Source organism: Ruegeria sp. 6PALISEP08 (assembly GCF_001238295.1).
Lineage (GTDB): Bacteria > Pseudomonadota > Alphaproteobacteria > Rhodobacterales > Rhodobacteraceae > Ruegeria.
This window is the reverse complement of sequence record NZ_LGXZ01000002.1, coordinates 1-25,185: the sequence shown is the minus strand read 5'-3', so window position 1 is coordinate 25,185 and position 25,185 is coordinate 1. Positions and strand designations below refer to the sequence as shown.

Below are 25,185 nucleotides of genomic sequence, written 5' to 3'. Positions count from 1 at the left end.
TTCTGAGGATGTTATTGAGAGGAAATGTAATGCCAGCCTTGTTGGAAGCCGTGGACCCGAACGGGCTTGAAGAATTTTCGGTCGTCTTCACCGATCGTTCGCTAAATCACATGTCGCAGAAGTTTCAGCAAGTGATGCGCGACATCTCGGACATGTTAAAGAACGTGTACAAGGCTGACGGCGTCGCGATCATTCCCGGGGGCGGAACCTATGCCATGGAAGCGGTGGCCCGGCAGTTTGCGCGTGGAGCAGATGTGCTGGTGGTTCGAAACGGGTGGTTCTCGTATCGCTGGAGCCAGATTATCGAAAGCGGTGCTCTGACAAATTCGGTGACCGTCATGAAGGCGCGGGAGACAGGCAATGCCAGCCCATCACCTTTTGCGCCTGCTCCGATTGAAGAGGTTGTCGCCGCGATTCGTGAACAGAAACCGGGAGTCGTTTTTGCGCCTCATGTCGAAACCGCGGCGGGTGTTATTCTGCCGGATGATTATGTTACTGCACTGGCAGAAGCCGCGCATGAGGTCGGTGCGCTGATGGTGCTGGATTGCATCGCATCCGGCTGCGCTTGGGTGGATATGAAGGCAATGGGCGTCGATGTCTTGATTTCTGCCCCGCAGAAGGGGTGGAGCGCGTCACCATGTGCTGGTCTGGTGATGCTGTCCGAACGGGGCGAGGCCCGGTTGCAAGAGACTGAGTCAGACAGCTTTGCGGTTGATCTGAAAAAATGGCGTCAGATCATGCAGGCTTATGAAAATGGCGGTCATGCCTATCACGCAACCATGCCGACCGACGCGTTGCTGGCCTTCCGCGATACCATGACAGAGACGCGGGACTACGGGTTTGAAAAACTGCGTACAGCGCAATGGGCGTTGGGTGACGGTGTGCGGGCGATGTTGAAGGACAAAGGTATCGTTTCGGTCGCAGCGGATGGTTTCGGAGCACCTGGCGTTGTCGTCAGCTATACGTCGGATCCCGAAATCCAGAACGGCAAGAAATTTGCGGCGCTAGGGATGCAGATTGCTGCCGGTGTGCCCCTTCAATGTGATGAGCCCGAAGGGTTCTGCACCTTCCGTTTGGGTCTGTTCGGGCTCGACAAGCTTTATGATGTGGATGGCACTATTGCGCGCCTGAAACGTGTATTGGACCAGGTTCTGTAAACTGACCGGGCCTTAGCGGACGCCGAGGCCCATCTGCATCAGCGTTTTACGAACAGGCGGCAGGGAATAAAGCGCGCTCAACCCCATGGCCCGCACGTCGCGCAACGGACGCGCCTCGATCATCGAGGCGCGATTCAACAGGTCGATGCCCTTGACCCGCATCTCAACCTCGGTGTGGCGGGCTTTGTGATAGGCGTCCAGCATCTGGGCGTCACCCAGACCATCGGGGCGGGTCTGCGCCAAATCCAGCAGACAGCGCAAATCGCCCAAAGACATGTTCAACCCCTGAGCGCCAATCGGCGGCACCACGTGTGCGGCTTCTGCCATCAAAGCAATTCGTTCACCGGCCAGCCGCTCGGCAGACTGGCTGATGATAGGCCAGATCGTCCGGCGCGACGCCAGCTTCAAGGGGCCGAACAATCCGCAGGACCGCTCGGTCATTGCGGCTTCAAAGGCTTCAGGCTCGAGGTTCAGAAGGTCGATGGCCTGCGGGCCACGCTCCATCCAGACAATGGCTGACGAAGGCTGCCCTTGCCAATCCGGCAAGGGGACCAGCGTGAAGGGCCCGCCCGATCTGTGAATCTCGGTCGAGACGTTTTCATGCGGAATAGGGTGGGTGACCGCAAATGCCAGCGCTTTCTGACCATACCGCGTTGTGTGAACCGATATGCCGGCGGCCTCACGCATGGGGGACGAGCGGCCATCGGCGGCCAGCACCAGTTTACACCGGACGCGGCTGCCGTCACTTAGCCCCACACGCGCTTCGGCGGTTCGGGTGAACAGGCTGGTCGTCCCGGTGCCGGGGTGGAAATCGACATTGGGTAACTCGGCCAATCGCGCCACCATTTCCCGGCGCAGCAGCCAGTTGGGCAGGTTCCAGCCAAAGGGTTGATCGGAAATGTCGGCGGCATTGAAATCGCGCACAACGCGCGGTTCGGGCTCGTCGCCACCGGCGTCAACGATGCGCATGATTTGCAATGGTGCAGCGTGGGCGCCCAGACGCGTCCAAAGCCCGCATTGCTCCATCAGACTAAGGGCGGGCTGTAGAAAAGCGGTGGTGCGCAGGTCTGATCCATCCACATCCCGCTCGGTAATCGGAGGGGTCGGATCGACGCAGATCACGTCAAACCCGGCTGTTCCGAACACCGCTGCTGCGGTCAGACCGGCAATTCCGCCGCCGGAAATCAGGATGTCACAGCTGTCAGTCATGGCGCCTCTCATCGATTTGGGCAGAACCTAGTTCGGTTCCATCCCAAGCGCCAAGTGACATCCTGTCCCGTTTCTCAGCCCCTTGAAATCAGGATGAGGATCAAAAACATCACCGGCACCATCATCAGGGCAGGGATGTAGAGCCCGGGAAGACCAAACAACATGATGGAACAGCCCCACATGCTGAAAACCGCACCGATGGTATAAAACAGGTCTTCTGCCTCGGCGTTGGCCGCGTCTCGGGCCAGCCAGCCGAAAACCGGAATTGCAAAGAAAAGGCGCTGCCATATCGGCAGGCGCATCGGCATTTCGATCGCGCTCATTGGGGTCTCCATCTGTTCGTCGATGCAGCGCATATAGGGATGCAGATGCAGGTGCAGGATGAGCGCGATCGTCGCAGTGTGACAGGCTATCGCAGGCGGGCCAGAAACGCCGTCAGATCGTCCGTGTGATGATGGATGTGATCCGCATCATGTGGGTCAGGTGCTACGTGCACGGTGCGCATTCCCATCTCGTGCGGAGCCTCCAGATTGCGCGGGTCATCCTCGAACATGGCGGCTTTTTCAGCCTGAATCCCATCCTGTTCAAAAATGGCCTCAAAGGCTGCTTTTTCGGGTTTTGGCCGATAGCCTGCATGTTCCACGCCATAGATTGCATCGAACAATCCCGAAAGGCCGCGCGCTTCCAGTACCCGTTCGGCGTATGGGGCACTGCCGTTAGTGTAGACAATACGCCGCCCCGGCAGGGCGCGGATGTGATCAGCTAGATCTGCATCCGGGTCCATGTGGCTCATGTCTACCTGATGGACTGCGTGCAGATACGGGTCCGGGTCCAGGCCATGTTCGGCCATCAAACCGGCAAGCGTGGTGCCGTATTCGCACCAGTAATGCGTCCGCAAACGGTCCGCTTCTGCCTGATCCACACCAATGGCCCGCATGACATAATCGGTCATGAGCACCTCGATCTGATCGAACAGACGCATGTGCGGCGGGTACAGGGTGTTGTCCAGATCGAACACCCATTGGGTGACATGAGAAAAAGCTGGTTTGACCATAAGCAGGGTGTAGGGCGCGGGCGCGGTGTTTTCAATGCTCTACTTGATCGTGACCCCTTCGGACGGATAGACAGGTCCGAACGAGGAGATAATGAACCCCATGAGCCAGACCCGATCCCCAACAAAGGATGCTTATAACCTGATACTCGAAGCCATCGACGTGGGTATCTACAAGCCCGGTGATCGCCTGGTGGAAAGTGAACTGGCTGAACGCTTCGGGGTGTCACGCACGCCGATCCGCGAAGCGTTGCAGCGGCTTGAGACACAGTCACTTCTGGAACGGGACGGGCGGTCGCTGATCGTGGCGTCTTTGGATCACAATCAGATGGCTGAGCTATATATCGTGCGTCGGGAACTGGAGGGGTTGGCCGCGAGCCTTGCGGCCAAACATGCGACTGAAGAAGAGGTCAAGGTTCTGCAAGAAATGGTCGTCGAAGATGACAAGCTGATTGATGATCCGTCGGCCCTGTCGCGCGCAAACCGGCGCTTTCACGAGCAGATCCATCTGGCGTCTCATAATCGTTACCTGGTGCAGCAACTTGGTCTTGTGCACCGGACAATGGCCCTGATGGCGACCACCTCGCTGGCCGTGCATGGGCGTAGTGAAATTGCCCAAAGTGAGCATAAGGGCATTGTCGAAGCCATTGCCGCAAAGGACGAAGAAGCCGCGGCACGAGCGTTGAAGGACCATATCTCGATCGCGTTCATGACCCGCCTGAAACAGGATGCAAGCCTGCGTGACAAATAAGTGTCAGGTCAGCGGCTGATCTTCGCTGGCCTGCCCATGTTGGGTTTTGTCCCAGAAGAATGGATTCGCAGCCAGCTCCCACAGGGCTTTGTAGGCAGCAACCACGCCAAGCGGGTAGTACAGGGCCATTGTTGGAACCCAGGGCAACAAAAAACGCCGCTCGCGACCAGAGACTGCAAGACATCCAACGCAGAAATTCAGCGCCTCGGTCGCCAAAAACAAAAGCACCAGCGCCGTGGTGAGTTGGGGCGGCAATAGGGGCGCCAGCGGATTTGCCAGCCCCAATGTTAATAGCCAGAATATCCAAAGAACAGGGGCCAGCAGGAACTGCCCAAGTGTGCCCAGAAAGAATGCCTGAAACCCTAAAAACTGCGCAACACCCAGATCGCGCAGCAGTTTTTGCGGAGACCGCATGTGCACAAGATACGTCACCATGAAACCCTTGAGCCAGCGCGAGCGCTGTTTCACCCAGGGCCAGGCGCGAAAGTTCGCCTCTTCATAAGTCGTGGTGTCCACCAGTTCTGTCCGGTATCGGGCCCGACACAGCCGCACGCCAAGATCAGCATCTTCGGTTACATTATGGGCATCCCAGCCACCCAACTCCAACAGCTTGTCTCGACGGAAGAAAAACGTTGTCCCACCCAGCGGGACGACAAGCCCCAAGCGTGCAATGCCTGGAAGGATGATGCGAAACCAGCTGTTATATTCGATGGTGAAGCAGCGTGAGCGCCAGTTTGTGCGCGGATTATAATAATCCAGGCGGCCTTGAAGACACACCACTTCGGGCGGAGCCTGGGTGAAATGTGCGACCACCCGTTCGATCTGATCCGGCTGCGGTGCGTCTTCGGCGTCCCAGACGCCAACATAGTCGCCGCGGCAAAAATCCAACGCATAATTCATGGCGCGCGGCTTGGTGGTCAGCCCGTGCAATTCGGGCACCTCTACAATCCGCATCCAACCGGGCAGATCAACTTGCGCCAGAGTTGTACGCGTAACCTCGTCTTTTTCTTCCAACACCAAGATGACATCCAACAGTGCTTTGGGGTAGGTCAGGCGTTTCAGCCGTTGAACAAGCGCATCCGCAATCTCGCGCTCTTTGTATAGGGGAACCATGATAGAGACGCAGGGCTGCCGCAAAGGGATTGCCGCGTCAGAAACTTCACGCTTCTTTTGGAACCTATGGCGCAGATAGGCCAAAGTCCCGGCGACGCGCAAAACGGTGAACAGAAACAAGGTTCCCACGGCCGCGGTGAGCAGAGTCGCCAACCCAAACCACGGGAAAGTGGCAAACAAGGCAATAATTCCAAACGCTGATACACAGGGTACAATGCGCGACCCGATCGTCCAGTTTCGGCAACTCTGTTCACCATCGACCCGTGTTTCAGCAGCCTCGGCCAAAGGGCGCGAAAACTGCCGGGCAATGGTGCGATCGATCTGATCAGAGGCGGCCAGAACTGGAACGATCGTATAGTCGCCGTCCTGCATTTCGGTCGTGACATCTGAAAACCGATCCGGCCGCGCTGTGGCAACCAACAGAAGTGGACCAATTCGCATCCACGGAATGACGTTGTGTTCCAGCCAGAAGTCAACTGGTTTGAGATCGCATACCCCCGGCATGGGCGGGATTTGCTCCAGGTCCGCAATCTGCCAACCGGATTGGGTGGACAGGGCGTTTAGGACATCGCGCCGAGTGGCAAATCCTTCGCCCACCAGAATTTCGCCCAAAGGCGCGTTCTGTCGGGATTGCAGTCGCAAGGCGTGGTCCAGTTGCCACTGTGTCAGAGTTCCGGCTTCTACCAGACAGTTGCCCAGCGGTTTTCTTACTCCTGGGGCAGGGATAGGAGAAGCGGTGGTGAAATCTTGAAGGTTAAGCTCAACCATAAAAAGAACCCTGGCACAGTTACCTGCGCTCAGGGTTGTTTGATCAAGGTTAACGCGCCGTTAACACTGCACAGTTTGAGCGTTATGCGCTCTGTTTTTTCTTTTCCATGGCATCGGTGAAACGCTCGAACAGATAGAAACTGTCCTGAGGTCCGGGGGATGCTTCCGGGTGGTATTGCACCGAATAGACAGGCCGATCGGTCATGCGGATTCCGCAGTTCGAACCGTCAAACAAAGACAGGTGGGTTTCCACAACGCCTTCTGGCAGAGACTGACCATCAACCGCAAAACCGTGGTTCATCGATGTGATCTCGACCTTGCCGGTGTCCAGATCCTTGACCGGGTGGTTTGCACCGTGGTGACCGTGGTTCATCTTGACTGTCTGACCGCCCAGGGCCAGCGCCAGCATTTGGTGGCCAAGGCAGATGCCGAAAACAGGCAGATCGGTGGTGTCCAGAATCTCTTTGATCATCGGTACGGCGTATTCTCCGGTCGCTGCCGGATCGCCGGGGCCGTTCGACAGGAACACACCGTCGGGCTGGTGGGCCAGAACTTCGGCGGCGGTGGCTGTTGCGGGCAGAACAGTTACATCACATCCAGCTGACGCAAGGCAGCGCAGGATGTTGCGTTTCGCACCGTAATCGACGGCAACGACCTTGTGCGCCGGGGCTTCCTGTCGCTTATACCCCTCGGGCCAGGCCCAACGCATTTCGTCCCAGCGATAGCTTTGAGCACAGGTCACGTCCTTGGCCAGATCCATGCCTTCCAGCCCGGCAAATCCACGGGCGGCTGCAACCAGCGCTTCGATGTCGAAATTGCCTTCGGGGTCATGGGCCAGCGCGACATGTGGTGCGCCTTGCTGGCGGATGGCACGTGTCAGGCGACGGGTGTCGACGCCGCCGATCGCGATCCGTCCGCGTCGGGCCAGCCAGCCTTTGAGCTCTTCGGCCGAACGCCAGTTCGAAGGCTCGGTTGGGTCCCATTTGACAACCATACCCGCAGCAACCGGATCGTTGGTTTCATCATCTTCGGGGTTCACGCCGACATTGCCGATATGAGGAAAGGTGAACGTCACGATCTGACCTGCGTAGGACGGATCTGTCATGATCTCTTGGTAGCCGGTCATGGCGGTGTTAAAGCACAGCTCGGCCACTGTCTGTCCAGTGGCTCCAAAGCCTATGCCGTAAAACAGTGTACCATCGGCCAATGCCAGACATGCGGTGGGCTTGGACGGGGCGTTCTGGGCCATGGCGCGACTCTCCTGCAAGGTAAACCGGCGCATACCTAAGGGGGTTGGGCGCTTGGGTCAAGCCTGTTCAATTTTTCGGCTATTGTTGTTTTTCAAAGACTTAACTGTATTCGCTTCCTGTTGTATCAGGCTTTTTGTTTAGATATGTTCGGGGTTCCGTTGTCATGGGGATGGACAAACCAAATGGACATGCGATCACGGGTGAACACCGCCCTGAAGCAAGCAATGAAAGACAAAGCAGCCGAGCGTCTGTCGACGTTGCGGTTGATCAACGCGGCCATCAAGGACCGTGATATCGCCGCGCGCGCCTCGGACAATGAAGAGGCCAAAGGCTGCGGCGATGCTGAGGTGCTTGAAATCCTTGGTAAAATGACCAAGCAACGAAAAGAAAGTGCCCGCGCCTATGAAGAAGGCGGTCGTTTGGATCTGGCCGAACGCGAGATGCAGGAAGTTGCCGTTATCGAGGAGTTCCTGCCCAAGCAGCTGGATGAAGATGAAGTTTCGAAGGCGATTCAGACTGCGATCACCGCCACCGGGGCCGGGTCTATTCGTGACATGGGCAAGGTCATGGGCGAGTTGAAATCCCGTTATACCGGGCAGATGGATTTCGGCAAGGTTGGGCCGATGGTCAAGGATCATCTTTGTGCCGCGTCGAACGGCAACTGCTGAAGCGTACGCTGAAACGAATGGCTACTGCGCGGCCGGCTCGCGCAGTCTTTTGACCAGTTCGTCATAGAGCGATATCCGCTCATCTTCCGATAAAAACGATCCGATCTCCACCTCACGCCCATCACCGACGAGGGTGACGTAATGAGGCACAGGGCCGCCTTTCTCGTGCATTTCAGGTCGCGCCCAATATCTGTTGCAGGACCACTTCCGTTGGTCCTTGCCCGGTGTGTGATGCACCAGATGGGCCTGGGTGTCAGACAGTGTCAAAACCTCGAAAACGCTTCGGGCGCGGTAGTTCGTCTGGATGGCCAGCCAAAGGCCAAACACTGTGATCAGAAGAAATGGCAATAGCCCCCACAGAACAACTGACCCCAGCATGGCCAGCAACGGGATCAGGCCAAATAGGAACACCGAAAGTATGGTGATCATCGCTCCGCGCGGTGGCAACGAGTTATGCGGCCAAAGACGCAGTTCATGTTCCGTTTCGGATGTCTGATTCCATGTGTATGGCATATCGCGAAAATAGCGCAGGACCGTCTTGTGTCGATGGGTTTTGCTTAGACGACATGCCCGACACGAGCCCAGGATAGGGCGTCGTCCAATCGGTCATCTCCCCAGAACACTTCTTGCCGGACAACAAAGCTCGGTGCGCCGAATACGCCCAGTTTAATGGCTGTTTCCGTCTCCGATTCCAGCGTTGCCGAGACTTCAGCGCTGCGGGCCCGTCCCAACGCCAACCGGGGGTCTTGCTGGCACCGAAGCAGAGCCTCGGACAGGGCGCTTTCGCTTCCGGCTTCGACACCTTCCTCGAACCAGATGCGGTACAGGGCTTGGGTGAATGATTTGCCCCATCCATCTGCCATGCCCATTACAGCGACCTGATTGGCCAGAGCCAGATCGGAAATCGGGTAAGGCGCGGGCAGGTTGGCATGAATGTGGTACTTGGCACTGCGGCGTTCGATATCGCGCCACATATAAGCTGCTTTCACCGGCTTTCCCGCGAAGGGAATGTTCTGTTGCGACGACATAACCGTGCGCACATTGAAAGGACGCCAGTTCACAGTCGTGTCGTGTTCGGCGCACCACTCGTCCAGACGCATCACGGTAAGGAAGCTGTAGGTGCTGCCGATAGAATACCAAAAATCGATCTCAGGCATAGACGACCCTCCGGCTACCTTGCTTGCATATGATACCCGATATTGTAGCGATTGGCGAACGTAAGGCCCCTGCAAAGGAAAACCCCGCCACTTGGGCGGGGTTTCTTTGGATCAGGACGCGATCAGTGCGCGTGACCTTTGTCCCAGTCTTCCTGCTTGGGCAGCTGCTCGAACGTGTGTTCCGGCGGCGGCGAGGGCAGGGTCCATTCCAGCGTGTCCGCGTATTCGTTCCAAGGGTTTGGACGTGTCTCTTTAGCGCCACGCAGCAAAGCGTAGATCACGATGCCGAAGAACAGCAGGAACGAGGCGAAAGAGATGAACGCACCAATCGACGATACGAAGTTCCACTGCGCGAAAGCTTCGGGGTAGTCGATGTAGCGGCGCGGCATGCCCTGACGGCCCAGGAAGTGCTGCGGGAAGAAGGTCAGGTTGGCGCCAATGAAGAACAGCCAGAAGTGAACCTTGCCCCAGAACTCTGAATACTGACGACCTGTCATCTTCGAGAAATAGAAGTAGACACCTGCGAAGATCGCGAAGACGGCACCAAGCGACATCACATAGTGGAAGTGCGCAACAACGTAATAGGTGTCGTGATAGGCACGGTCGACACCAGCCTGCGACAGAACCACACCAGTCACACCGCCAACGGTGAACAGGAACAGGAAGCCGAAGGCAAACAGCATCGGAGTTTTGAACTCGATCGAGCCGCCCCACATGGTTGCGATCCATGAGAAGACCTTAACGCCTGTTGGAACCGCAATGACCATTGTGGCCAGCATGAAATACGCCTGCTGACGCAACGACAGGCCAACAGTGTACATATGGTGCGCCCACACGACAAAGCCCAGAACACCAATCGCGATGATCGCCCAGACCATCGGCAGGTAGCCGAAGATCGGCTTGCGCGAGAAAGTGGCGATCACGTGGCTGATGATACCGAAACCGGGCAGGATCACGATATACACTTCCGGGTGGCCAAAGAACCACAGGATGTGCTGATACAGGATCGGATCGCCGCCACCGGCCGGATCAAAGAAGGTGAAGCCAAAGTTCCGGTCCATCAGCAACATGGTGATCGCGCCTGCCAGAACCGGCAGTGACAGCAGAATCAGCCATGCAGTGACGAAGATCGACCAGCTGAACAGCGGCACCTTGAACAGGGTCATGCCCGGGGCACGCATGTTCAGGAAGGTGGTGATCATATTGATCGCGCCGAGGATCGAGGAGGCGCCAGATACGTGCACGGCGAAGATCGCAAGGTCCATGGACATGCCGCCCTCGGTCGTCGACAGCGGCGGATACAGAACCCAGCCAACGCCCGAACCGAGCTGGTCGTTACCACCGGGGCTGAGCAGCGAGGCCACGCCCAGCGAGGTGCCGGCGACGTACAGCCAGAAGGACAGGTTGTTCATCCGCGGGAACGCCATATCCGGCGCGCCAATCTGCAACGGCATGAAATAGTTGCCAAATCCGCCGAAAAGCGCCGGGATGACCACGAAGAACATCATCAGAACACCGTGATAGGTGATCATGACGTTCCACAGATGTCCGTTGGGGGTACATGGGTCGGCCATGAAACCTTCGAGGCACATGTACTGAACACCGGGGTGCATCAGTTCGAGCCGCATATAGACGGTCATCAGAACCGAGATCAGACCGGCAAGGGCCGAGACGATCAGGTACAGAATCCCGATGTCCTTGTGGTTGGTCGACATGAACCAGCGCTGGAAAAAGCTGCGCTCGTCTTCATGATCGTGACCATGAATGGCTGCGTCTGCCATTAGGTGCCTCCTGTTGCAACTACACCGCGCTGTCGGACCTCTCCAACGCGCGGGATTCCTGCTGGTTTTAGATTGCGAGGGGGCGACCTTCAATGGCCGAGTTTGATCTGGATCAAGATTAATTGTCGCGGGCAGGGGGCCGCCGCGCGATTTTTGTGCCTCGAACGGGGTTTATCTGGGGATGTCCGCTCTGTTTTCAAGCCATAGGAGACAACCTGAAACGGCCTTCGGCAGAGTTCCGCCTTGACCGTCATGTGCAGGCGTCTCAGAACTACGCCAGCACCCGCAATCCGGAGACTTGATATGGCTGATTACGATCCCGAAAACATCTTTGCCAAGATCCTGCGCAACGAGATCCCCTCGACTCGTGTGTTTGAAGATGATGAGACGTTGGCCTTCATGGATATCATGCCGCGAACGGACGGTCATTTGCTTGTGATTCCCAAAACGCCATGCCGCAATGTCCTGGATGCCACGCCGGAACAACTGGCAAACGTGATGAATACGGTCCAGAAAATGGCGCAGGCCGCGAAATCGGCATTTGATGCGGACGGCGTGACGATCCAACAGTTCAACGAAGCCGCGGGCGGGCAGGAGGTGTTCCACCTGCATTTTCACGTCCTGCCTCGTCACGAAGGCGTGTCTATGCGGCCGCCTGGAAACATGGGTGATTTCGACCAGATCGCGCAGCATGCCGAAAAGATCAAAGCCGCTTTGTGAAGCTGGGTTTCAATTACCCACCTGCGACGGGTATTCGGCCTTCACCCCATCAATGGGCGCAGTGTCCATGCGCGTATCAGGTAGAGGAAAGTGAATTGCCGTTCCGATTTGGGGTCGGAACGGCAGACTCGTAACCAAACACTTCTCGGATTTCGAGGGCGAGCCCTGGATCACCGGTTAACATACCACTCACTCTTGATTGGCAGATTCATACTACTCGTTAACGACACCTTTGTATCTAATTGGGTTAAAAAATGTCTAAAGAAACCGATAAACCGGGTGTAAGCACGGTTAATTGCGTCAGGCTTCGGAAACAGAGCCAATCGCATGAGCGCATTGTTTTAAGGCTTGCACGCTAACACCGATTCGTTTCGCGGCGATACAGGGTGTTTCAGGCGTCCGCCGAACCGAAGACATCCACAAATGTCTTCTCTAACGCGGCATCAAGGTCTGCCATGGTAACTGGAAGTCCCAAATCGACCAAAGAGGTTACGCCGAATTCGCTGATTCCACAGGGCACGATGCCAGAAAAATGGTCCAGATCTGGTTCAACGTTGATCGAGATGCCGTGAAAGCTGACCCATTTGCGCAGGCGCAGGCCGATGGCTGCAATCTTGTCTTCGGCCGGTTTGCCCGTCACCGTTAGGGGCTTGTCGTCCCGCCGGACCCAAACGCCCACGCGCCCGTCGCGAATCTCGCCATGTACATTGAATTCTGCCAGGGCTGAGATCACCCAGGTTTCCAGCTGCTTTACAAACTGACGCACATCGCGTCCGCGCTTGTTGAGATCAAGCATCACATAAGCTACGCGCTGACCCGGCCCGTGATAGGTGTATTCGCCACCGCGTTTGCTTTCATAGACCGGAAACCGATCCGGGTCGGTCAGATCCTCGATCTTGGCTGACGTGCCTGCGGTATACAGGGGCGGATGTTCCAGCAGCCAGACGCATTCCTCGGCGTCGCCACGTGCGATATCTGCAACACGGGCCTCCATGAAGGCTACGGCGTCGTCATAGCTGGTCAGACCATCGGTAATTTTCCATTCCATGCCGGCCTCATATCCGCCCACAGTCGTCAGGGAAAGGGGTCAGGCGGCCTCGGACAGGCATCGTTGCAATACCTGCGCATAGGTTTCGCTCCCCTGTGCTCCGGTCAGCAGGTATTTCCCGCCAAACACCATGGACGGAACACCGGAAATGCCTTGGCTGGTCCAGAATTGCTGCTTCTCGCGCACTGCGGCTTTGTGTTCCCCGCTTTCAAGCGCTTGTTGCGCGGCTTCCGCATCCAGTCCAGCCGATCGAGCCGCGTTCAGCAAGACCTCAGTGTCTGAGACATCCTTCTGCTGGGTGAAATAGGCGTCGAAAAGCGCCAGTTTCAGCGGGTGCTGACGGCCTTGTCCTTCCGCCCAATCCAGCAGCTGATGTGCGGCAAAGGTATTCACCATCTTGCTGTCATCGTCGAAGTTGAAGGTAAACCCCAACTCAGCACCCATCGAGGTCAGCCGATCCCGCGCCTGCTGGCTCTGCTCTGCCGTCGAGCCGTATTTTTCCATGATGTGCTCGCGCAGGTTTTGACCTTCTGGCGGCATATTCGGGTTCAATTCGAACGGATGCCAGCGTAACCGGGCCAGAACACCCATTTGCTGCAAGGCCGTGTCCAGTTGCTTGAAACCAACAATGCACCAGGGACAAACCACGTCAGAGACGATGTCGATCTGAACAATAGGGCGGTTCTCGGTTGAAGTCATTTGCGGCTCCTGTCAGATCGGATGTGTGGTGATCATCCAGCTAGATAGGTCTGCTGCAGAGTAATTTAAACCAGAGCGTTTTTGCCTCTTCACATCGCGCGCGCCACCGTCTATACGCCGCTCTACCAAGTCACAAGCAGTGCGGTCGTGGCGGAATTGGTAGACGCGCAGCGTTGAGGTCGCTGTGGGGTAACACCCGTGGAAGTTCGAGTCTTCTCGACCGCACCATAATCTCCATAAAATTATATTAAAATCAAAGCTTTAGTCCGTAGTGGCTGAATCGTATCCACCTATTTGTCCACCTTTGTGTCAGCCCAATCCGTGGACATTTCTTCAAGCGCATTTCGAATCTCACGCTCGATAATTTCTTGAATGTCCACTCTGTCGGTGATGCCTGTTAGCAGGTTTGCAGTGACTGCGGGTATCCTGAGCAATCGGGCTTTCACCCGAAAAACCACGTCGAACGCCGCTGCGGTTACAGTGTCCAATTCTATCAATTGACCAGACCGGACCTTATTCTCGGTTTCGGTGCGAATGGCTAATGCGCGGTCTTTGCGTGCCCGTTCCTGCGCCGGATCAAGTTTGGCTTGGTCTAAGTCAGCCGTCAGCACCGGTAAAACTTTGTCCCGATAAGCTTTGTCCCGAATCCACTGACCGAGCGTTTCGAATTCATAATACCCGTGGGAGTTTTTTGGTCGCGGATGTTCGCCAATCAGCAGCTTTCTAAATGAATCTACATGCATCCCAGCTAATCTAAGGGCGTCTTTCTGGTTCAGTCCTTCGACCGTCGGAAGAGTGTGTTTCATGTTTAACCTATTGATAATATGTAAATAAAAATTAGACATATTACATGGAGATTGCCAGAGGTATAAAGATGACGAAGCACTTTCGTTACATTGAATTGGTCGTGGATAATTCGACCAAAGTGGATGATCACCGGGTGGCAGCGATCGTTTCGAGTGAAACTTTTCCTCAAGGAAAGTCTGAACCACATAAAGCCCACGGTCTGACCCGCTAGGAGCTTCGTCATCCGGTCGGACAACGGGCCTGAATTCGTTGCTCAAGCTGTCCAAAAGGCATGTGTGAAAACAAAAACGGTAAGTCGGCGCGGAAAAGCCGATCTTTCTACAAACTTTTAGCTCATACTGCGCATGCCCTGATCCCTTCAAGCGGGTTGAAAGTGATCAGAGGTGCCCGGCAGTTGCTACTACCCGTTCAGAGGCCAGAAGAGTTCTGCCAAGCAGTGCTGGACTTTATGGGTCACGATCGATCAGCAGAGCTTCAATAGACCCTTCCAACGTCCACTTTGCGTGGCCCCGCGTCAACGCGATCCGCCGATGACTTCTGCCCTTATTTTTGGCATTAAACGACCGGCCAAACCGCTCCTTCGGGCTCGAAGTAGTCATTCGTTGCGCAGTGCAGCAATGACCGCTCTGCTGACTTTTCTGCCGCTTGCTGCTCTTGCGCCAAGGTCTGCTTTTCCAATCGCGGAAGCGGATGCCCGTTAGTCAGGGTACAACAGTTCGATTAATAGCCGCTCAGGCGTGCCATGAACTCTGAGCCTGAGCGTACCAGCTGGCCCACAAAAGCCGCGTAATCCAGTGTTGGAAAAAACAAGTTGGTCGGTAACAAAAGGCTGGTCGTATTCATGAAGAAGCCTCATTTCGGGATTGAATAGTGAGAACCGAATGGCGTTCTCCGGCACCCAAGAGATGTCAAGCTGATCAACCAGCGACGCAGAGCTATCTTCCGGCAGCTGTGTTGGGTCAGAGTAGGGTGTGTTTATGCACACAAACCCGACATCATCCCGGAAAGCGGCCGCCAACGGCATGGGTATATCCTTCTCACGGAAGTTTTGAAGCTCTACCCAGTTCCAGGGAAGGCTTTGTCTTTGAACCGTGATCCAAACTCCAATGAGGACGAGCGCGATGACAAGCGCAAGCATGATGGTTTTGAAGGCGGCTGACCTTAGCATGATCGTAGTTTAGCGGTGGTGGGTAAAGCCAACATCAAAAAACAGGGCTGGACGGCTGACGGGACATTGCTGCCCTTGACAGGAAGAGCCCGAATGTCGGCTAACTGAGGTCTCTCTAGGCTGGGCGTATTCCATTCAATGGCGGATATCTGCTTTTCTGACCTTTCTCGATTTTGCAGATGACAAAGTTCCGTCGCTGCTGGTATCTGGATAAAGGCGTGCGCATCACAAATTGGAGAACCGTCAATGAACTGCGCAAGTTTGCTCATTGGCTGAGAATGGGCACTGGCACCCCAAGACTTATCCGGTCACGCAATTGCTCATTCGGAGTTGAGAATGTCAGGTTTCGCGCAGACAACCCCATCGGTACTTGGTAACGGGAACACACCTTGGGTGTTGGACGGTAGAGCGGTCGCCGAAAACCTCGGCGTGAACCCTGAGACGGGATTGAATCCGGACGAGGTGGCCAAGCGGCAATCAACAGCCGGTCCAAACCGCTTAGAAGAGACTGCAACAGTGCCGCCCTGGAAGATGCTCCTGCGGCAATTCGCAAGCCCGCTGCTGATCATCCTGATAGCAGGTGCTCTTGTCTCGGCCTATACGGGGCATTGGGTTGATGCGATTGCGATCTTCGCGATCGCCATCTTCAACGCCTTCATCTCCTTCTGGCAGGAATACAAGGCCGAGCAGTCTTTGGCAGCCCTGCGGGAGATGTCTGCACCGCAGGCCTTCGTGCGCCGCGGCGGCGAGATCGTCGAGGTACCCGCGGCGGATCTCGTGCCGGGCGATATTCTGCGAGTAAAAGCCGGTGACATTCTGGCCGCCGACATTCGCTTTGTCACCGCCAGCCGGATGCAGGTCGACGAGGCCGCGTTGACGGGAGAATCCGAACCGGTCGACAAACATGCCGATCCGATCGAGGACGAAGACGTCGTTCTGGCCGATCGTCTGAATATGGGCTTCATGAGCACGCAGGTCACTGGCGGCGCTGGTGAAGGCATTGTCGTGGGCACCGGAATGGAGACCGAGGTCGGTCACATCGCTGCCCTCATGTCCTCGGCGACAGAGCCAAAGACCCCGCTGCAACTCAAGATCGAGGGCCTTTCCAAGGTGCTGATCATGGCGGCCCTGATCGTGGTCGCCATCGTGATCGGCATTGGCGTGGTCAATGGAATGGATGCGGCCGAGATGCTGAACACGGCAATCTCGCTGTCGGTCGCGGCGATCCCGGAGGGCCTGCCGACAGTGGTCACCATCGTTCTGACGCTCGGATCGCAAAACATGGCTGCTAGCAACGCCTTGGCGCGACGGCTTTCCTCTGTAGAAACGCTCGGCGCGACCTCTGTGATCTGTTCGGACAAGACCGGCACGCTCACGCAGAACCAAATGCAGGTGATGCAATGCTGGGCCGGTGGTAAGGACTGGGAAGTGACCGGCGAGGGGTTCGATCCGCATGGCGAGTTCCGTTCCGAAGACGGCAGCGTGGCCGAGATCGAGGCCGAAACGGATCTTCGGCAGATGTTGTCCGTCTCCGCCTATTGCAACGATGCGCGTATGGTCGAGGCTGACAGGCGCCCGGCGATCCAGGGCAACCCGACTGAGGGCGCTCTGGTCGTGGCCGCGGCCAAGGTCGGGATTTCCCGCGAGAAGTTGACAGAAGCGCGGGTCGAGGCGCTTCAGCAATTCCCCTTCGATTCAACGCGCAAGATGATGTCTGTCTTCGCTCGATTGCCGGATGGGCGCACTGTGCTCGGCGCCAAGGGGGCGCCGGATGTGATCCTGTCAAGGGCGAGCCATGTTCGCATGGCCGGGGAAACGCTTGAGATCTCCCCGGCCTTGCGGGAAGAGATCGAGGCGGTGATCGACAGTTTCGGCGAGAAGGCGCTCCGGACCCTCGCCGTGGCTTATCGGGAGGTGGCAGAAGAGGATCTGGACCATGCCGATCCCGAGCAGCGGATCGTACTGCTTGGCATTCACGGCATCATGGACCCGCCGCGCAGCGAAGTACCCATCGCCGTTTCGGAGGCAACCGGGGCCGGCATCCGAACGGTGATGATCACCGGCGACCACGCCGTGACCGCCCAAGCGATTGCGGAACAGATCGGCATTCGCACCAGCGACGCGCAGACGGTTCATACCGGGGTCGAGCTCGACCAGATGAGCGATCAGGATTTGAAAGAGGTGGTGCAGCACGCGGCCGTCTTTGCCCGGGTAACGCCGGAGCACAAGCTGCGCATCGTCAATGCCATGCAGGAGAATGGCGAGGTGGCGGCAATGACCGGGGATGGCGTCAACGACGCGCCCGCTCTGCGAGCGGCGGATATTGGTGTCGCCATGGGCATCACCGGCACGCAGGTCGCCAAGGACAGCGCTGCCCTCGTGCTGCTCGATGACAATTTCTCCACCATCGTGACGGCAGTCCGCGAAGGCCGGCGCATCTTCGACAATCTGCTGAAATTCATTCGGCAGGCGCTCACCGCCAACGTGGCCGAGGTATCAACGATCCTGTTCGCCTTCCTTCTGATGGGGGCAGACCCGCTCCTGCCGATCACACCGTTGATGATCCTCTGGGTGAATCTTGTATCGGATGGGCTACCGGCTCTGACACTCGGCTTCGAGAAAGCGGAACCCGACCTGATGCAGCGCCCACCGCGCCCGCGCGACGATAATCTGTTCGGTGGCGGAATGAAGGAGCGGATCCTGATCCGGGGAACGCTGCTCGGCCTGCTGACCTTTTATGTCTTCCAGGAGTTTCTCGAACGAGGCGCCTCCTTGGAACACGCCCAGACAGCAGCGTTCATGACACTGATCTTTGCCCAGATCTGGCATATTTTCGACGCCCGAACGACCTCCACGCTCTACCGAAAGTCGCCGCTCGGCAACCGCATCTTGCTTGGAGCGGTGAGCATTTCCATATTGCTGTCCCTTCTCGCCATTTATACTGGCGCTGGACATTTCGTGCTTGGAACAGTTTCCCTGCCTCTGTTGCATTTGCTCGGAGTGTTCTTTATCGCCGCACTGCCCACGCTTCTGTTGTCTGCGCTGAAGGAAATGTTCGGACTGAAATGGCTCTGACGCTACCTTTGCTTAGAACGGCACTGAAGGTGCTAGAATGGACATCCTGAAGCACCCATTCGGTGCCAACTTCTTGGCAGAGGGTCTGCATCGTGCCTGGCCAGCATTCCGCCCACAAGAAATTAGAGGAAGTTAAATTTTAGGGCCTGATAACCCATACGCACGATCTAGTGACGCGCAGCGTGCAGCGTCGTCCCGCGCGTCCCTTAGAGAGCATCATAATGAACAAGGCCTATTTTTCGAGCCTAGTGAAACTGTGGTTCCCCCGCTTCCACCGAAACGGTTGTCCCTTTTTCACCACGAACTGCAGCAGGAACATCGGCGAGGGCGCAAATGATCGCGCGCCCGCCCGATGATCGCACAAAGTCTTGCGCGGCTTGCACCTTTGGCCCCATTGATCCTGCGGGAAAATCATATTCATCCAAAGCATCCGGAGTGATCGATCTAATACCCGTTTGTTCAGGCGTGCCCCAGTTCAGGAACACGGCTTCTGCATCCGTAGCAATGACAAAGAAGTCTGCCTCAATATTCTGCGCCAGAAGGCACGAGGCGAAATCCTTATCGATGACGGCCTCGACACCGACCAGTTTCCGTTCAGCTCCTGCCTCGTACATTGTCGGTATGCCACCTCCGCCAGCAGCGATCACAGTCGCGCCCTTTTCTAGGATCCAACGGATCGGTTCGACCTGGAAGATTCGTTTCGGTCGGGGCGATGGCACCACGCGCCTCCAGTATTCGCCATCCGGTTTCACCGTCCAGCCCTTGTCAGTCGCCTCTTTCTTGGCGTCCGCTTCGGAATAAACCTGCCCGATGAACTTGGTCGGGTTGTCGAAGGCCGGGTCGCTCGGGTCGACCTCGATCATGGTCAACAGGGTGGCGATGTGATGCTCGAAGGGCAGGATATTTCCAAGCTCCTGCTCGATCATGTAGCCGATCATGCCCATCGTTTCGCCGACGAGGACGTCCAGTGGGTATTCTTCGACATCGGTGTACATGATCTCTTGCAGGGCCAGCATACCGACCTGCGGACCATTGCCGTGTGTAATGACGGTTTCATGCGCTTCGCACAGCGGAGCGAGGGCTTCGGCGGCAATCTTCGCGTTATTGCGTTGATTGTCCGCCGTCATTTCCTCGCCCCGTTTGAGAAGCGCGTTGCCGCCGAGTGCTACAACAACGCGTCCCATGAATCAGCTCCCCAGTGTGGCAACGAGGATCGCCTTGATGGTGTGCATCCGGTTTTCTGCTTGCTCGAACGCAATGTTCATATCGCTTTCGAAAACCTCATCGGTCACTTCCATCTCGGAGATGCCGAACTGTTCATGAATGTCCTGACCAACTTTGGTTTCCAAGTTGTGGAAGGCTGGCAGACAGTGCATGAACTTGACGCTCGGGTTGCCCGTTTTCTTCATCAGATCCATGTTGACCTGATACGGACTCAGCAGTTTGATACGCTCAGCCCAAACCTCTTTCGGTTCACCCATTGATACCCAGACATCGGTATGAATGAAATCCGCGCCTTCGACGGCAGACGTATCGTCCGTGATGGTCACACGTGCACCGGTCCTTTTGGCCCGCTCCATCGCCAACTCGCGCACGTCGTCATGGGGCTGGGTTTCTTTTGGCGAAATCATGCGGACGTCGCAGCCCATGATCGCGCCAAGCATCAGAAGCGAGTTGCCCATGTTCGACCGGCAATCGCCCGAGTAAGCATAAACGATGTCCTTGCGGGGCTTGTCGGCATGCTCGATCATGGTTTGCATGTCCGCGAGCATCTGGGTGGGATGCCAATCATCCGTCAGACCGTTGTAGACCGGGACACCGGCATAGTCTGACAACGTCTCGACCATGTCCTGACCCGCGCCGCGGAATTCAATTCCATCGAACATACGTCCCAGAACGCGAGCGGTGTCTTTCATCGACTCTTTATGGCCGATCTGTGAGCCCGACGGATCGAGATAAGTGATATTCGCGCCCTGATCGTATGCTGCCACTTCAAATGCACAGCGGGTCCGGGTCGAGGTTTTTTCGAAAATCAGGCAAATGTTCTTGCCCTTCAAGGATTGCTGCTCGGCCCGGGCGTATTTCGCGCGCTTTAGGTCGCGCGCCAGATCCAGCAGGTACAGCATTTCACGCTGGCTGAAATCAGCAATTTTCAGATAGCTACGGCCTTTGAGATTGAATGCCATTTTATCTCTCCCTAACAAAAATCAGAGGGCGCAGGGTCTGCACCCGTGGTAAATTCAATAGGCGGGGTCGCGGTCGATCGGGCAGGTCATGCAATGGCCGCCACCGCGGCCGCGCCCAAGCTCCTGACCCGAGATTTCGATTACCTCGACACCGGCTGCGCGCATCTTTCCGTTCGTGAACGTATTTCGCGCATAGCCGACGACAACACCGGGCGAGAGGGCGACGACGTTATTACCGTCATCCCATTGCTCGCGCTCGGCTTGGAATTCATTGCCACCTGTAGAAATCACCTCGAGCGAATTCAATCCTAGGGCTTCCTTGTAGACGTCAAACAGGTGCCCTTTTTCCACGTGGATATCCAAATCCCCACGGTCGCCCGGACGGATCGAGATGCATGTGATCTGGTCTGCCACTTCAGAGAATGCAGTAACCTTGTCGTGGTCGAGGCAGGTAAAAACCGTATCTAGATGCATAGCCGCGCGGCTCTTAGGCATCGCACAGGCGACAACACGCTCGGCGCCGCCCTTGCTGAACAGCGCTTCTGCGACCTGTGCGACAGCCTGCCGGGTCGTGCGCTCACCCATGCCGATAAACACTGTGCCGTTGCCCACCGGCTGCACATCGCCACCCTCGACCGAGGCGAGGCCAAAATCGTCGTCGCTGTCGCCCCACCAGAACTCGAATTCGGCGTTCTTGAACATCTTATGGTAGCGATACACCGTGCGCATAATCAGTGTTTCCGGCTTGCGAGCCGGCCAGAACATCGGGTTCGTCGTGACCCCATTGAACATCCAACAAGACGGGTCACGCTGGAATTGCGCATTCGGAACAGCGGGCAGGATGAAATCGCCCAGCGATACCAAGTCGCCAAATTGTTCGTCGATCATACCTTTGGGCAGATCGGCAAAGATGATTCCGCCCAGCATGTGGCGTGCCAAGGTCTTGGCGTCCATCTCATCCAGCCAGGCGCGCATTTCAACTGAAAAGCCAAGACCGACCATGTTTGGCGTGATCAAGCGGTCCAGCATGAAGGCCCGCGCCTCTGGGTCGTCCGCGATAGCTTGGGCCAGCAGATCCTGAATGTCATAGACCTCGACCCCACGTTCACGCATCAGGGAACAGAATTCAGCGTGGTCCTTGCGGGCCTGTTCGACCCAGATCACATCATCGAACAAAAGCTCTTCGCAGTTTCGTGGTGTCAGCCGATCATGCGCCAGTGAAGGGCGCGAGACGATCACCTTGTTGAGCTTTCCGATCTCGGAATGAACGCCGAGCTTCATTGCAACTCTCCTTTCGAACTATCCGTTTTCTGAATCTCTTCAATGTCATTGGCCTGGCTCCAGCGGACCCAGACATGGATAGGCACGCCCATAAGCAGCAGGACCGAGCCAACCAAAACGGTGTCAGCGCCTGAGCCGATGAAGGCCCAGACCGAATAAATGAACCCAAGCGCGCCCAGTACGATGACCTTCGCCAGTTCCGGGCCATGCAGGACCTGCCCGCCTTTCAGCCGGATCATAATCTCGGCCACAGAGCAAATGGCATAGGGTAACAGACTGGCGACAACGGCGAGCAGAATGACAAAGTTGAATGCGGCGACCAGCCCTTGGGCATAGTTCATGATGATCAGAACCGAGGCTAACGCGTTCGACAGGATTAACGCATTAGCAGGCGTTCCAAATTTGGATTTTTGGCCCAAGGCCGCCGGGAAGACGCGATCCAAGGCGGCACCGTAAGGGACCTGGCCACTGAGCAGCGTAAAGCCGTTCAAAGTGCCAAAGGTCGAAATCACCGCGCCCACTGCAACAAGGACACCGCCAACGGGACCAAACATCACCTCACCGACGGCTGCCAGAGGTGCGGCGGAAACAGCAAGCAGCTCGGCAGGAATGACGCCCATCGAAACGGCAGTTACCGAGATATAGACGCTTGCCGCGATAATCACGCCGATCACGGTGGCGCGCGGGATAGTCTTTTCCGGCTCGATAACATCGCCAGATGGAACTGTTGCAGATTCAAGGCCCAAGTAGGCCCAAAGCGTCAGAGCAGCCGCGGCAGAAATCGCCGTAAACGCCGTGGTGCCGCTTTGATTGACCGGAACATAGTTATCGGTGTTGATCCAGAAGATACCCAATGTGCCAATCAATATCAGCGGCGCGAGTTTGAGTACGGTAGTCACGATCTGAACCAAACCAGCGCCTCCGACCCCTCGGATGTTAACCAAGGTGAGCGTCCAGATTGCAACCAACGCAGTCGAGAGGCCGTACATCGGCACTTCGATGATAATCGGGAACAGGAATCCCAGATACCCCACCAACGCGACAGCAACTGCGGCGTTCCCGGTCCAAAGTGCGATCCAGTACCCCCAGGCAATTATGAAGCCTGCAAAGTCCCCGAATGCTTCTTGCGAATAGGCATAGGGACCACCGGGTTTCGCAACGACGCGTGACAGCCTTCCGAATATGATCGCAAGAACAAGCGCCCCTGCCGAAGTCAGAATCCACCCGCCGATTGCGATTGGCCCAAACGGTGCAAGTGACGCTGGTAGAAGGAAAACTCCCGACCCGATCATGTTTCCAACAACCAAAGCGATACAGGCCGTCAGCCCTAGGGCACCCGATGTAGAAGTCGTCTCTGGAGCGGAGCGATCGGTCATTGCGACGGCTCAGTTCGATGTTGTGTCTGAAGTCTCGGTTGTGGGCCCGTCGATCCCCGGATCAGTTATGGCCCCAACGGTAAGTGCGGCGCAGATGATCACGGCCAGAATTACGAGCAGCGGGAAAACAAAACGTAGCCACCTGTCGTATGACACGCGGCCAATGGCTAGCCCACCCATGACGACGGCAAATGTCGGATTGAACAGGTTCACCCATCCGTTTGCCGACTGGTACGCTGTAACCACAAGGTCACGACCGACGCCCGCAAAGTCTGCCAGTGGCGCCATGATCGGCATCGAAAGCGTGGCCAGCCCAGACGAGGACGGCACCAGGAATGACATCAAGATCTGAATGCCAAACATCGCGTTGATAAAAGCAAACTCGCTCAGCCCCGAGACAAACCCCTCGGCTCCGGCGAGGATTGTGTCGGTGATTTTGCCCGCGTCCATAATCACGACCACGCCGCGCGCGACGCCAATGATCAGGGCCACGCCCAGCAAATCGCGCGCTCCATCGACGAAAGTTTCCACAAAAGTCCCTTCGTCCATTCTGGACCCTTCATCCGTTTTCCCGACCCACCAAACGATGATGGACATCACCATGAAGAGACCGGACATTTCCGCCATCCACCACCCCAGCGCGACAACACCATAGATCATAATGGCGAAGGTAATCCCGAAAAGAATCAGAATGATCGAACGCGTCTTGGTCATCTCGGGGAACGTATCATTGCCTTCCGAACCCTTTAGGAAATGCGCCCGGTTTTCCTCAGCCTGATCGGCCACCACGGACAATGACGGGTCGGCTTTCACGCGTGATGCGTATCGCATGACGAATGCGATGCCTGCAGCAAGACAAAGGACAAGGATAATGAACCTAAGAACGATCCCGTTCGTGAACGGAATACCCGCACCTTGCGAGGCAACAACTGTCGCAAATGCGTTGAAGGTTGAGCCCAAGGTCCCAATGCCTGCGCCAAGCATGATCACCGCGACCCCGGTCAAGGAGTCGTACCCTGCCCGAATAAAGACCGGAATAATCAGAGCGTAGAACGCGAGGGATTCTTCGGCCATACCATAGCTTGTCCCGCCGAAGGCAAAGGCGATCATCAGGATCGGGATCATCAGGATTTCCCGCCCGGCCAACCTGTGCAGCAACCAACCGATACCGGCGTCGATAGCTCCTGTCTTGGTGACAACCATCAGGAAACCACCAATGACCAAAACAAACAAAGCGACATCAATTGCGGCGCTGGACGAACTTCCCAGAAGACCGGGATCGTACATGCCGGCAATCGGGGCAAGGATAACTGCCGTAAGTCCCTGAGGGTTCGGCTCGACTTCGTGGTAGGTGCCCGGAACAGGTGCTTCGCTGCCCAGAGCTTCGTTCATCTGACGGTCATACTCGCCGGCCGGAATAACCCAGGTAAGGGCAGCTACGGCGGCAATCAGAATGAACAGAATGGTAAAGGCGGTGGGAAATTTGAACTTGGACATTTGAGACTCGCGCTGGATGAAGCTGAGAAACTGGGCAGTCAAACATTTGAATATTTATGTCTCAACTTAGTATTAACGTGGCGACTTGTCACTTTCGTAAAACGCGAGGTAGTCGAACACATTGAACAATGCCTGCCATGGGCTCTCAACGGTCGTTCGCTGCTCTCCGCTCGAACGTCCGCTGCGCCCCACCCGCAAGCACCAGCGACCACCCGTCAGCCGCCGGAACCACTCGTCAACGGCCCCGTCAGCGCCAGTGACCTTAAGGAACTTCCTAGTTCACATCTGTATTAACGAGTATGACCTTGTAAAAACCGAGGGATGTAGCGCTGCTATCGACAGTTTGACTGCTGCTAGCGCTAAAATTGATCAGCAGCATAAACAGCTTCGGGAATGGGTTGAAAGTACGCTGTTAGGCTCAAG

22 protein-coding genes and 1 tRNA gene are annotated in these 25,185 nt (G+C 56.5%); 6 read left to right on the top strand and 17 right to left on the bottom strand.

The genetic code is table 11. The features are described from left to right. Positions 1-29: 29 nt before the first annotated feature. Positions 30-1,157 (top strand): aminotransferase class V-fold PLP-dependent enzyme, encoded by a 1,128-nt coding sequence (locus ALB80_RS03235; protein WP_050602604.1) that lies wholly within the window; start codon positions 30-32, stop codon positions 1,155-1,157. A gap of 12 nt (positions 1,158-1,169) precedes the next feature. Here the strand turns inward: ALB80_RS03235 and ALB80_RS03230 are convergent, their stop codons facing one another. From ALB80_RS03230 to ALB80_RS03220, 3 genes are all read right to left on the bottom strand, one after another. Continuing rightward, positions 1,170-2,366 (bottom strand): UbiH/UbiF family hydroxylase, encoded by a 1,197-nt coding sequence (locus ALB80_RS03230; RefSeq protein WP_050602603.1) that lies wholly within the window; start codon positions 2,364-2,366, stop codon positions 1,170-1,172. Between the two features lie 74 nt (positions 2,367-2,440). Continuing rightward, on the bottom strand, positions 2,441-2,689 hold the full coding sequence (locus tag ALB80_RS03225) for a hypothetical protein (protein WP_050602602.1): 249 nt from the start codon (positions 2,687-2,689) through the stop codon (positions 2,441-2,443). An 86-nt stretch (positions 2,690-2,775) separates the two neighbouring features. Next, positions 2,776-3,420, bottom strand: coding sequence for a pyrimidine 5'-nucleotidase (locus ALB80_RS03220; protein ID WP_050602601.1), 645 nt, complete (start codon positions 3,418-3,420; stop codon positions 2,776-2,778). A 100-nt stretch (positions 3,421-3,520) separates the two neighbouring features. On the opposite strand from ALB80_RS03220, the gene ALB80_RS03215 reads away from it, so the two are divergent. After that, complete coding sequence (locus ALB80_RS03215; protein ID WP_050602600.1) at positions 3,521-4,168, top strand: GntR family transcriptional regulator; 648 nt, start codon at positions 3,521-3,523, stop codon at positions 4,166-4,168. Positions 4,169-4,171: 3 nt separating this feature from the next. Here the strand turns inward: ALB80_RS03215 and ALB80_RS03210 are convergent, their stop codons facing one another. Further along, complete coding sequence (locus ALB80_RS03210; protein ID WP_157054134.1) at positions 4,172-6,049, bottom strand: glycosyltransferase family 2 protein; 1,878 nt, start codon at positions 6,047-6,049, stop codon at positions 4,172-4,174. Between the two features lie 82 nt (positions 6,050-6,131). Next, on the bottom strand, positions 6,132-7,298 hold the full coding sequence (gene carA, locus ALB80_RS03205) for a glutamine-hydrolyzing carbamoyl-phosphate synthase small subunit (protein WP_050602599.1): 1,167 nt from the start codon (positions 7,296-7,298) through the stop codon (positions 6,132-6,134). Positions 7,299-7,481: 183 nt separating this feature from the next. On the opposite strand from carA, the gene ALB80_RS03200 reads away from it, so the two are divergent. After that, a complete protein-coding gene (locus ALB80_RS03200; RefSeq protein WP_050602598.1) occupies positions 7,482-7,967 on the top strand; it encodes a GatB/YqeY domain-containing protein in 486 nt (161 codons plus the stop codon). Positions 7,968-7,988: 21 nt separating this feature from the next. On the opposite strand, the gene ALB80_RS03195 is transcribed toward ALB80_RS03200, so the two are convergent. The 3 genes from ALB80_RS03195 to ctaD form a co-directional block, all read right to left on the bottom strand. After that, entirely contained in the window at positions 7,989-8,480 is a 492-nt protein-coding gene (locus ALB80_RS03195; protein ID WP_050602597.1) for a DUF2244 domain-containing protein, read from the bottom strand. A 44-nt stretch (positions 8,481-8,524) separates the two neighbouring features. Beyond that, positions 8,525-9,124, bottom strand: a complete 600-nt coding sequence (locus tag ALB80_RS03190; RefSeq protein ID WP_050602596.1) for a 2-hydroxychromene-2-carboxylate isomerase — start codon at positions 9,122-9,124, stop codon at positions 8,525-8,527. A gap of 122 nt (positions 9,125-9,246) precedes the next feature. Further along, positions 9,247-10,905 carry a cytochrome c oxidase subunit I gene (gene ctaD / locus ALB80_RS03185; RefSeq protein WP_050602595.1) on the bottom strand — a complete coding sequence of 553 codons (1,659 nt, stop codon included), beginning with the start codon at positions 10,903-10,905 and terminating at the stop codon, positions 9,247-9,249. A 303-nt stretch (positions 10,906-11,208) separates the two neighbouring features. Between ctaD and ALB80_RS03180 the strand changes: the two genes are divergently transcribed. Further along, the gene (locus ALB80_RS03180; protein ID WP_050602594.1) at positions 11,209-11,625 is read left to right on the top strand and encodes an HIT family protein; all 417 of its coding nucleotides are present in this window, start codon (positions 11,209-11,211) and stop codon (positions 11,623-11,625) included. A gap of 391 nt (positions 11,626-12,016) precedes the next feature. On the opposite strand, the gene lipB is transcribed toward ALB80_RS03180, so the two are convergent. Together lipB and ALB80_RS03170 are read right to left on the bottom strand one after the other, a co-directional pair. Then, positions 12,017-12,673: a lipoyl(octanoyl) transferase LipB gene (gene lipB / locus ALB80_RS03175; protein ID WP_050602593.1), complete on the bottom strand. Its 657-nt coding sequence runs from the start codon at positions 12,671-12,673 to the stop codon at positions 12,017-12,019. A 39-nt stretch (positions 12,674-12,712) separates the two neighbouring features. Then, the gene (locus ALB80_RS03170; RefSeq protein ID WP_050602592.1) at positions 12,713-13,372 is read right to left on the bottom strand and encodes a DsbA family oxidoreductase; all 660 of its coding nucleotides are present in this window, start codon (positions 13,370-13,372) and stop codon (positions 12,713-12,715) included. Positions 13,373-13,513: 141 nt separating this feature from the next. On the opposite strand from ALB80_RS03170, the gene ALB80_RS03165 reads away from it, so the two are divergent. After that, positions 13,514-13,600 (top strand) — tRNA-Leu (locus ALB80_RS03165). Between the two features lie 62 nt (positions 13,601-13,662). Here ALB80_RS03165 and ALB80_RS03160 read toward each other — a convergent pair. Then, on the bottom strand, positions 13,663-14,178 hold the full coding sequence (locus ALB80_RS03160) for a hypothetical protein (protein ID WP_216597661.1): 516 nt from the start codon (positions 14,176-14,178) through the stop codon (positions 13,663-13,665). Between the two features lie 698 nt (positions 14,179-14,876). Further along, positions 14,877-15,317: a hypothetical protein gene (locus tag ALB80_RS03155; protein ID WP_050602590.1), complete on the bottom strand. Its 441-nt coding sequence runs from the start codon at positions 15,315-15,317 to the stop codon at positions 14,877-14,879. Between the two features lie 366 nt (positions 15,318-15,683). Here ALB80_RS03155 and ALB80_RS03150 point away from each other — a divergent pair, with 366 nt between their 5' ends. After that, on the top strand, positions 15,684-18,422 hold the full coding sequence (locus ALB80_RS03150; RefSeq protein WP_083445174.1) for a cation-translocating P-type ATPase: 2,739 nt from the start codon (positions 15,684-15,686) through the stop codon (positions 18,420-18,422). A 245-nt stretch (positions 18,423-18,667) separates the two neighbouring features. Here the strand turns inward: ALB80_RS03150 and arcC are convergent, their stop codons facing one another. The 5 genes from arcC to ALB80_RS03125 are packed head-to-tail and all read right to left on the bottom strand — an operon-like array spanning position 18,668 to position 24,762. Beyond that, positions 18,668-19,606 (bottom strand): carbamate kinase, encoded by a 939-nt coding sequence (gene arcC, locus ALB80_RS03145; protein WP_050602588.1) that lies wholly within the window; start codon positions 19,604-19,606, stop codon positions 18,668-18,670. 3 nt (positions 19,607-19,609) lie between these two features. Continuing rightward, on the bottom strand, positions 19,610-20,608 hold the full coding sequence (gene argF / locus ALB80_RS03140) for an ornithine carbamoyltransferase (protein WP_050602587.1): 999 nt from the start codon (positions 20,606-20,608) through the stop codon (positions 19,610-19,612). 54 nt (positions 20,609-20,662) lie between these two features. Beyond that, positions 20,663-21,889 carry an arginine deiminase gene (locus ALB80_RS03135; protein WP_050602586.1) on the bottom strand — a complete coding sequence of 409 codons (1,227 nt, stop codon included), beginning with the start codon at positions 21,887-21,889 and terminating at the stop codon, positions 20,663-20,665. Further along, positions 21,886-23,265: an amino acid permease gene (locus ALB80_RS03130; protein WP_083445173.1), complete on the bottom strand. Its 1,380-nt coding sequence runs from the start codon at positions 23,263-23,265 to the stop codon at positions 21,886-21,888. Before ALB80_RS03130 ends, ALB80_RS03135 begins: the two co-directional genes overlap by 4 nt. A 9-nt stretch (positions 23,266-23,274) precedes the next feature. After that, positions 23,275-24,762: a YfcC family protein gene (locus tag ALB80_RS03125; protein WP_050602997.1), complete on the bottom strand. Its 1,488-nt coding sequence runs from the start codon at positions 24,760-24,762 to the stop codon at positions 23,275-23,277. Positions 24,763-25,185: the final 423 nt, after the last annotated feature.

Coding starts and splice junctions, on each gene's coding strand:
- ALB80_RS03235 (WP_050602604.1), top strand. CDS start 30: ATGCCAGCCTTGTTGGAAGCCGTGGACCCGAACGGGCTTGAAGAATTT.
- ALB80_RS03230 (WP_050602603.1), bottom strand. CDS start 2,366: ATGACTGACAGCTGTGACATCCTGATTTCCGGCGGCGGAATTGCCGGT.
- ALB80_RS03225 (WP_050602602.1), bottom strand. CDS start 2,689: ATGAGCGCGATCGAAATGCCGATGCGCCTGCCGATATGGCAGCGCCTT.
- ALB80_RS03220 (WP_050602601.1), bottom strand. CDS start 3,420: ATGGTCAAACCAGCTTTTTCTCATGTCACCCAATGGGTGTTCGATCTG.
- ALB80_RS03215 (WP_050602600.1), top strand. CDS start 3,521: ATGAGCCAGACCCGATCCCCAACAAAGGATGCTTATAACCTGATACTC.
- ALB80_RS03210 (WP_157054134.1), bottom strand. CDS start 6,049: ATGGTTGAGCTTAACCTTCAAGATTTCACCACCGCTTCTCCTATCCCT.
- carA (WP_050602599.1), bottom strand. CDS start 7,298: ATGGCCCAGAACGCCCCGTCCAAGCCCACCGCATGTCTGGCATTGGCC.
- ALB80_RS03200 (WP_050602598.1), top strand. CDS start 7,482: ATGGACATGCGATCACGGGTGAACACCGCCCTGAAGCAAGCAATGAAA.
- ALB80_RS03195 (WP_050602597.1), bottom strand. CDS start 8,480: ATGCCATACACATGGAATCAGACATCCGAAACGGAACATGAACTGCGT.
- ALB80_RS03190 (WP_050602596.1), bottom strand. CDS start 9,124: ATGCCTGAGATCGATTTTTGGTATTCTATCGGCAGCACCTACAGCTTC.
- ctaD (WP_050602595.1), bottom strand. CDS start 10,905: ATGGCAGACGCAGCCATTCATGGTCACGATCATGAAGACGAGCGCAGC.
- ALB80_RS03180 (WP_050602594.1), top strand. CDS start 11,209: ATGGCTGATTACGATCCCGAAAACATCTTTGCCAAGATCCTGCGCAAC.
- lipB (WP_050602593.1), bottom strand. CDS start 12,673: ATGGAATGGAAAATTACCGATGGTCTGACCAGCTATGACGACGCCGTA.
- ALB80_RS03170 (WP_050602592.1), bottom strand. CDS start 13,372: ATGACTTCAACCGAGAACCGCCCTATTGTTCAGATCGACATCGTCTCT.
- ALB80_RS03160 (WP_216597661.1), bottom strand. CDS start 14,178: ATGAAACACACTCTTCCGACGGTCGAAGGACTGAACCAGAAAGACGCC.
- ALB80_RS03155 (WP_050602590.1), bottom strand. CDS start 15,317: ATGCTTGCGCTTGTCATCGCGCTCGTCCTCATTGGAGTTTGGATCACG.
- ALB80_RS03150 (WP_083445174.1), top strand. CDS start 15,684: ATGTCAGGTTTCGCGCAGACAACCCCATCGGTACTTGGTAACGGGAAC.
- arcC (WP_050602588.1), bottom strand. CDS start 19,606: ATGGGACGCGTTGTTGTAGCACTCGGCGGCAACGCGCTTCTCAAACGG.
- argF (WP_050602587.1), bottom strand. CDS start 20,608: ATGGCATTCAATCTCAAAGGCCGTAGCTATCTGAAAATTGCTGATTTC.
- ALB80_RS03135 (WP_050602586.1), bottom strand. CDS start 21,889: ATGAAGCTCGGCGTTCATTCCGAGATCGGAAAGCTCAACAAGGTGATC.
- ALB80_RS03130 (WP_083445173.1), bottom strand. CDS start 23,265: ATGACCGATCGCTCCGCTCCAGAGACGACTTCTACATCGGGTGCCCTA.
- ALB80_RS03125 (WP_050602997.1), bottom strand. CDS start 24,762: ATGTCCAAGTTCAAATTTCCCACCGCCTTTACCATTCTGTTCATTCTG.